The organism is Nakamurella sp., assembly GCF_048594475.1.
GTDB lineage: Bacteria > Actinomycetota > Actinomycetes > Mycobacteriales > Nakamurellaceae > Nakamurella.
The window spans coordinates 23,154-29,466 of sequence record NZ_JBMDXT010000380.1; the positions used below are offsets into that span (position 1 = coordinate 23,154).

A 6,313-nucleotide genomic window follows, 5' to 3' on the forward strand; every position below is an offset into this window, starting at 1 on the left:
TCGCGGGGCGGTCACCCCCGCGCGCGCCGCGTCCGGGCCGGCCGGAAGCCGGCGAGCAGGGCGAGCGCACCGCCGGCGAGCGCGGCCGCGACCGGACCGGTGACGACCGACGGGGTGCCCCCACCGGACCCGGCCGCGGCGACGGCGGTCGACCCGCCACCGGTGTCCGCGGCCCCGTCGGGGACGGCGGCCATCTGCATCGGACGGTAGGTGCCGCACAGCGCCGGGTCGGTCGCCTCGGCGGGCAGGCTCGGATCCAGTTCGCTGGCCCCCAGGACGTCGTCGTAGGCGCCGTTGGCGTTGTAGTCGATGCCGTGCACGACGAGCACCGCCGTGCCGCGGGCCAGGTTGGCCGCGACGTTCGGGTCGAGGTCGATGGTCCGGCTGTAGGTGTAGGACCCGGCCTGGGGAAAGTGCGTGACGTCCAGCCCGTGGTCGGCCGAGGTCGGGCCGTCGACCGTCAACGACGTGCCGATGCCGCCGTACAGCGGGGCCCCGTCGGCCACGGTGATGGACGGCAGCCCGTTGTGCTGTTGCGCGACGCCCGGGCATCGGCCCGCGGCGTCCACGTGGATGTGTTGCGCGTGCGGCACGCCGTCGAGCAGCCCGTCGACCTGGATCTTCACCTCGGCCGTGGTGCCGGTGACGGTGATCCAGGAGGCGCCCCGGCCGGTGACCTTGTTCGCGGTGATCGGGTCGAGGGCGGCCTGGTACGACCGGCTCTGGTCAGCCGAAGCCGAAGCCGAAGCCGAAGCCGAATCCGAAGCCGAATCCGAAGCCGAAGCCGAAGCCGGCGCCGCTGCCGACGCCGCTGCCGACGCCGCGGTGGGCGCGGCCAGGAGCACCCCCACCGCGCAGGCCACCGCCGCCCCGCCGGCCACGGATGTGCGTCGCATCAATGCTCCCCTCGGTCGGACGATCCCGGTACCCGGGGATTCGTCGACCTCTGGGTGGGGGATTGGCGGGGCGCGGGATGCGTGAGCCCGGGCTCAGGCCCGGCGGGCCACCGCGGTGTGGCGGGCCCGGCGCAGGGCGTCGGCGGTGAAGACGATCAGGGCCAGCCAGACCAGGGCGAAGCCGACCCAACGGTAGGCCGGCATCGGCTCGCCGAACCAGACGACGCCGATCAGGAACTGGATGACCGGCGTCAGGTACTGCAGCAGCCCCAGCACCGACAGCGGCAGGGCCTGGGCGGCGGCCGCGAACGCCAGCAGCGGCACGCAGGTGGCGATGCCGGACGACGCCATCAGCAGCGCATGCCCGGTACCGAGCGCGCCGAAGGTGGACGTCCCGGCAGCGGTGATGACGGCGAGATAGATCACCGCCGGGATCACCTGGACCAGTCCCTCCGCGGTGAGCGAGGCCGTCGGGGCCAGCGGGATGACCTTCTTCACCAGCCCGTAGACGCCGAACGATGCGGCCAGGGTCAGCGCGACCCAAGGGAACGAACCGCCGGCCACCCCGAGCACCAGGACCGCGGTGGCGCCGAGGCCGACCGCGGTCCACTGGGCCGGCCGCAGCCGCTCCCGGAAGATCAACACCCCCAGCAGGACGCTGACCAGGGGATTGATGAAGTAGCCGAGGGCGGCGTCGACGACCCGCCCGTTGTTCACCGCCCAGATGTAGATGCCCCTGTTCACCGCGATCAGCGCGGCCGCGGCGACGACCAGGCCCCAGGTCCGGGCGCGCATCGAGACGATCGCCCGCCACCCGCGCACGACGGTGAGGATGATCGAGGACACCACCAGCGACCAGACCATGCGGTGGGCCAGGATCTCGGCCGCGCCGGCCGGCTCGAGCAGGGGGAAGTAGAGGGGGAACAGCCCCCACAGGCCGTAGGCGATCAGGCCGTACGTCAGGCCCCGCGAGCGGACCGGGGTGGGGCCACCCGGCCGCTCGGGAAGCGGCGCGGGGGTCGTCATCCGGTCGCCCGGCGACCGGCCCGGCCGGCGCGGGGGCGCGGGCGGTGCCCCGCCGGATCCCTCCTGGAGTCGGCCGAGCGGGCGGGGCCACCATCGGGCACCGGACGGGTGGGCCGGAGGCGATGCGGCGACGGCGGAGCCGCATCGTTCCCAGGACCCTCAGTCGCCACCGCCATCGCTTCCTCCGTCGCTGCCCCCACCGTCACTGCCCCCGCCGTCACTGCCCCAACCGTCGCTGCCCCCACCGTCATGACCGCCCCCGTGGTGGCTCCCGCCGTCGTGTCCCGAGCCGTGCGCGCCGCCACCGTGCGACCGGTCGCCGTCCGTCGCGGTGCCCGCCGAGGCGCCGGTGTCGGACCAGGGACCGGGGCCCGTGCCCCGGGGCCGGGCCGATCGGCGGCGCGCGACGATCAGGCCGGCGACGGCCGCCGTCCCCAGCGCGATCAGGGCGACGAGCTCGAAGGCGGACATCAGTGGTCCCTTCCGGCCCCGCGGCCCGGCGCCCGCACCTGCGTCAGCGGTAGTTGGTGAACTGCAGCGCGATGTCCAGATCGGCGTTCTTCAGCAGCGCGATGACGGCCTGCAGGTCGTCGCGCTTCTTGCCCGAGACCCGCAGCTGATCGCCCTGGATCTGCGCCTGCACACCCTTGGGGCCCTCGTCCTTGATCCGCTTGGCGATGGCCTTGGCCTTGTCCGAGGCGATGCCCTGGACGATCGTCCCGGTGACCTTGAACGTCTTGCCCGACGCGGACGGCTCGCCGACCTCGAACGCCCGCAACGAGATGCCGCGCTTGACCAGCTTCTCCTTGAAGACGTCGATCGCCGCCTTGCACCGCTCCTCGGTGCTGGAGGTGATCGTCACGCCCTCCTCGCCGGCCCAGGCGATGGTCGTGTCCGTGCCCCGGAAGTCGAACCGCTGGGACAGCTCCTTGGCCGCCTGGTTCAGGGCGTTGTCCGCCTCCTGGTGGTCGACCTTGCTGACGATGTCGAACGAGGCGTCTGCCACGACCTGACTCCTTTGCTCACCCTCGCGGACCTGTGCACCGGCCCGCATCGGTGGCGGACCCGGCCCTCCATCCAACACCCACGGGTGCGGGTCGCGGCGGGAGAGCGGGCCGCCGCGAGCTCGATTCGGTTCCCGGGCGGACGACCGGTACGCTGTGCCGGGCCCGGAACCACGGGACCACGGCAGGTTGCCCGAGCGGCCAAAGGGAGCTGACTGTAAATCAGCCGGCATTGCCTACGGGGGTTCGAATCCCTCACCTGCCACCGCACGACCGACAGCGGGCCCTCTCCCCGGAGAGGGCCCGCTGTCGTGTGCGGGCCGGGTCGGGCCCGCCGGTCCGAGCCGGCGCGCACTCAGTGTCCCGTCCCGTGTGGCTGCGTTTCGTGGACACTGCAGGGAATTTGTAGGCCTTTCGGGTGAACACATCCACCCATCGCGCCGCTGCCCTGCACGTGCTGCCATAATTCGGGGCGTCGTCGGGGAAACGGCGTGCCCGTCCGTCCCTGCGCCAGCCACGCGATCCGCCGGATCCCATCCGTCGAACCAGACCGGATGACGTGGAGGAAAGGGGTGACCGTGACCGCCGACCTCCGCCCGGCCGACGCGCCCCGCCGCACCTACTCCGCGGCGCAGGTCTTCCCGATCGTCGCCCTGATCGTGTCGGTGACCGCGGTCGCCCTGTGGATCCCGGTCGTCCGCCTCTCGGTCAACGCGGTGGAACCGGACCACCTGCTGCTGGGCATGCTCGTCCTGCTCGTGGCGTTCCTGATCGGCGAGCTGTTCCCGCTGCACATCGAGGTCCGCCGGGAGACCCTGCTGGTCAGCGGCTCCGAGCTGCCGATGGTGCTCGGCCTGCTGCTCCTGCCGGCCTGGACGGTGGGCCTCACCCATCTGCTCGCCGGGGCCCTGGTCTTCCTGTTCCGCCGCGACAGCTGGCGCAACATTGCGGTCAACCTGTCGTTCATCGCCGCCGAGACCGGAGCCGCGGCCCTGGTGGTGGTCACGCTGGCCGGATCGCCGCCGGCCGGGTCGGCGACCGGCCTGCAGTACCTGGCCGTCGCCCTGGGCGTGCTCGCCGGGGCACTGCTGTCGGCGATCGCGGTCGGCCTGACGTACCGGATGCTGGGGCCGGCGGAACCCCTGGGCAAGGTGATCGTCCGCTCGATGATCTCGGCCCTGGCCATCGTGACCTTCGCCCTGGCCGGCTACACCGTCTGGATGGCCGGACCGTTCGGCCCCTGGCTCTGCGTGGTGCTGGCCGGCGTCCTGGCCGTGCTCTATCGCACGTATTTCGTGTTCCTGCGCCAGCACGCCGACCTGACCCGGATGTACAGCTTCGTCCGCCAGGTCGCGGCGGTCGGCCCGGCCATCGAGGGCTGGCGGGCGGTGTTGGAACAGGTGCGCGACCAGTTCAACGCCGAGGTGGCCGTGCTGCGGTTGGACGAGGGCACCGGCGAGCTGGCCACCCTGGCCGTCGGACCGGACGGGATCCGCACCGAGCCGGCCCTGCGGGACGGCGACCCGCTGCTGGCCCAGGCGCGGACCGCGGGCCGGGTGCGGGTGTCCACCGACCGGACCATGGACGCCCAGGTGCTCGCCGCACTCGCCGAGCGCCAGGCCTGGGACGTGCTGGTCGTGCCCCTGCGATCGGGCGACCGCGACCGCGGGTACCTCGAGCTGCGCGACCGCCTCAGCCGCTGGGACCGGTTCCGGGACGACGATCTGCGCGTCCTGGAGACCCTCGGCGGCCACGTCGCCACCGCCCTGGACAACCTGCGCCTGCTCGAGTCCCTGCGGCACGAGGCCTACCACGACGCGATCACCGGCCTGCGCAACCGGGTCGGGCTGATCGTGGCGGCCCAGGACCGGCTGGCGCAGGGCCGCGGAGCGGCCATCCTGCTGGTCGAGCTGGACGTGTTGTCGCAGGTGAACAACGCCCTCGGGCACGACCGGGGCGAGCAGCTGCTGCGGCTGGCCGGGGACCGGCTGGTCGGCCTGGTCGGCCCGGACCGGCCGGTGGCCCGGATCGAGGCCGACCGGTTCGCCGTCCTGATGGACCCCCTGACGGAGTGCGATCTGACCGCGCTGGGCGCGCGGATCCTGCACGCCGTGGGCCTGGGCTACTCCATCGACGGCATCGAGGTCGACCCGCAGTGCGCCGTCGGTATCGCCTTCGTGCCCGGCGGGGTGGGCGCGGAGAGCGCCGTGGAACCCAGCACGCTGCTGCAGCGGGCCGAGATGGCCATGCTCGCGGCCAGGGCCAGGACGGAGTCCATCCAGATCTACCGCCCGAGCATGGGCGAGGTGTACCGGCGCCGGTTCCAGCTGGTCACCCAGTTCCGGCAGGCGGTCGAGCAGGGCCGGATCATCGTCCACTACCAGCCGAAGGTCGACCTCGGTCACCGGGAGCTGGCCGGGGTCGAGGCCCTGGTGCGCTGGATGCACCCGGAGTTCGGGCTGGTCTCGCCGGCGGAGTTCGTCGAGGCCATCGAGGCCACGGGGTCCATCGACATCCTGCTCGAACACGTGCTGGACAGCGTGCTCGCCCAGCTCGCGCAGTGGCGCGGCGCGGGCCTGCACATCACCGCGTCGGTCAACCTGTCGGTGCACAACCTGCTGGCCGCCGACTTCCCGACGACGGTGGCGGCCGCGCTGCGGCGGCACCAGGTGCCCGCCCACCTGCTGACCTTCGAGATCACCGAGTCGAACGTGATGACCGACCCCGAGCACTCGCTGCCGGTGTTGCGCGAACTCCACGCCATGGGCATCAAGCTGTCGGTCGACGACTTCGGCACCGGCTACTCGTCGCTGGCCTACCTGCGGCGACTGCCGATCGACGAGATCAAGATCGACCGGTCCTTCGTCCAGGGGATGGGCACCGACCTGTCCGACCTGGCCATCGTGCGGGCCATCGTCGATCTGGGGCACTCGCTCGGACTGCGGGTCGTCGCCGAGGGCGTCGAGGAGGAAGCGGCCCGGGACGCGCTGCGCGAGATGGAGTGCGACGAGGTCCAGGGATTCCTGATCTCGCGGCCCGTGCCGCTGGACCGGTTCGAGGCGTGGCTGCAGGCCCGGACGGTCAGCATCTACGACCCCGCATCGACCACGCACGTGCTCCGGATGATGAGCTGACGACGCGGTTCGAAGCACCCCCGTTCGTGCTGTAAAGTAGTCCGGGCTCCCGGGGTTACCCGGAGCGATGAGTTGAAACGGCCGGTATCACCGGTCGGCACCACCGGCAGTACCAGCAGTGCGCAGTACTCCGCCCCTTTAGCTCAGTCGGCAGAGCGTCTCCATGGTAAGGAGAAGGTCTACGGTTCGATTCCGTAAAGGGGCTCGGAACAGCGGCGCTGGCAGCGGAACAACTTCGCTGCCCGCGTCGTTT

6 protein-coding genes and 2 tRNA genes are annotated in these 6,313 nt (G+C 72.2%); 4 read left to right on the forward strand and 4 right to left on the reverse strand.

All coding sequences use genetic code 11. The features are described 5' to 3' along the window. Positions 1 to 11 precede the first annotated feature (11 nt). Positions 12 to 626 carry a hypothetical protein gene (locus tag ACOJUF_RS17090; RefSeq protein WP_420123026.1) on the reverse strand — a complete coding sequence of 205 codons (615 nt, stop codon included), beginning with the start codon at positions 624 to 626 and terminating at the stop codon, positions 12 to 14. 16 nt (positions 627 to 642) lie between these two features. Between ACOJUF_RS17090 and ACOJUF_RS17095 the strand changes: the two genes are divergently transcribed. After that, positions 643 to 981, forward strand: coding sequence for a hypothetical protein (locus ACOJUF_RS17095; protein ID WP_420123027.1), 339 nt, complete (start codon positions 643 to 645; stop codon positions 979 to 981). A gap of 8 nt (positions 982 to 989) precedes the next feature. On the opposite strand, the gene rarD is transcribed toward ACOJUF_RS17095, so the two are convergent. From rarD to ACOJUF_RS17110, 3 genes are all read right to left on the reverse strand, one after another. After that, the gene (gene rarD, locus ACOJUF_RS17100) at positions 990 to 1,922 is read right to left on the reverse strand and encodes an EamA family transporter RarD (RefSeq protein WP_420123028.1); all 933 of its coding nucleotides are present in this window, start codon (positions 1,920 to 1,922) and stop codon (positions 990 to 992) included. A 159-nt stretch (positions 1,923 to 2,081) separates the two neighbouring features. Further along, positions 2,082 to 2,393 carry a hypothetical protein gene (locus tag ACOJUF_RS17105; protein ID WP_420123029.1) on the reverse strand — a complete coding sequence of 104 codons (312 nt, stop codon included), beginning with the start codon at positions 2,391 to 2,393 and terminating at the stop codon, positions 2,082 to 2,084. Positions 2,394 to 2,436: 43 nt separating this feature from the next. Then, complete coding sequence (locus ACOJUF_RS17110) at positions 2,437 to 2,928, reverse strand: YajQ family cyclic di-GMP-binding protein (protein WP_420123030.1); 492 nt, start codon at positions 2,926 to 2,928, stop codon at positions 2,437 to 2,439. 181 nt (positions 2,929 to 3,109) lie between these two features. Here ACOJUF_RS17110 and ACOJUF_RS17115 point away from each other — a divergent pair. From ACOJUF_RS17115 to ACOJUF_RS17125, 3 genes are all read left to right on the forward strand, one after another. Next, positions 3,110 to 3,191 (forward strand) — tRNA-Tyr (locus ACOJUF_RS17115). Between the two features lie 313 nt (positions 3,192 to 3,504). Then, the gene (locus ACOJUF_RS17120) at positions 3,505 to 6,060 is read left to right on the forward strand and encodes a putative bifunctional diguanylate cyclase/phosphodiesterase (RefSeq protein WP_420123031.1); all 2,556 of its coding nucleotides are present in this window, start codon (positions 3,505 to 3,507) and stop codon (positions 6,058 to 6,060) included. A 132-nt stretch (positions 6,061 to 6,192) separates the two neighbouring features. Continuing rightward, positions 6,193 to 6,265: transfer RNA gene (locus tag ACOJUF_RS17125), tRNA-Thr, on the forward strand. Positions 6,266 to 6,313 lie beyond the last annotated feature (48 nt).

What these genes read in the sequence shown, in the direction of transcription:
- rarD (WP_420123028.1), bottom strand. Translation starts at nt 1,922, where the DNA reads ATGACGACCCCCGCGCCGCTTCCCGAGCGGCCGGGTGGCCCCACCCCG.
- ACOJUF_RS17105 (WP_420123029.1), bottom strand. Translation starts at nt 2,393, where the DNA reads ATGTCCGCCTTCGAGCTCGTCGCCCTGATCGCGCTGGGGACGGCGGCC.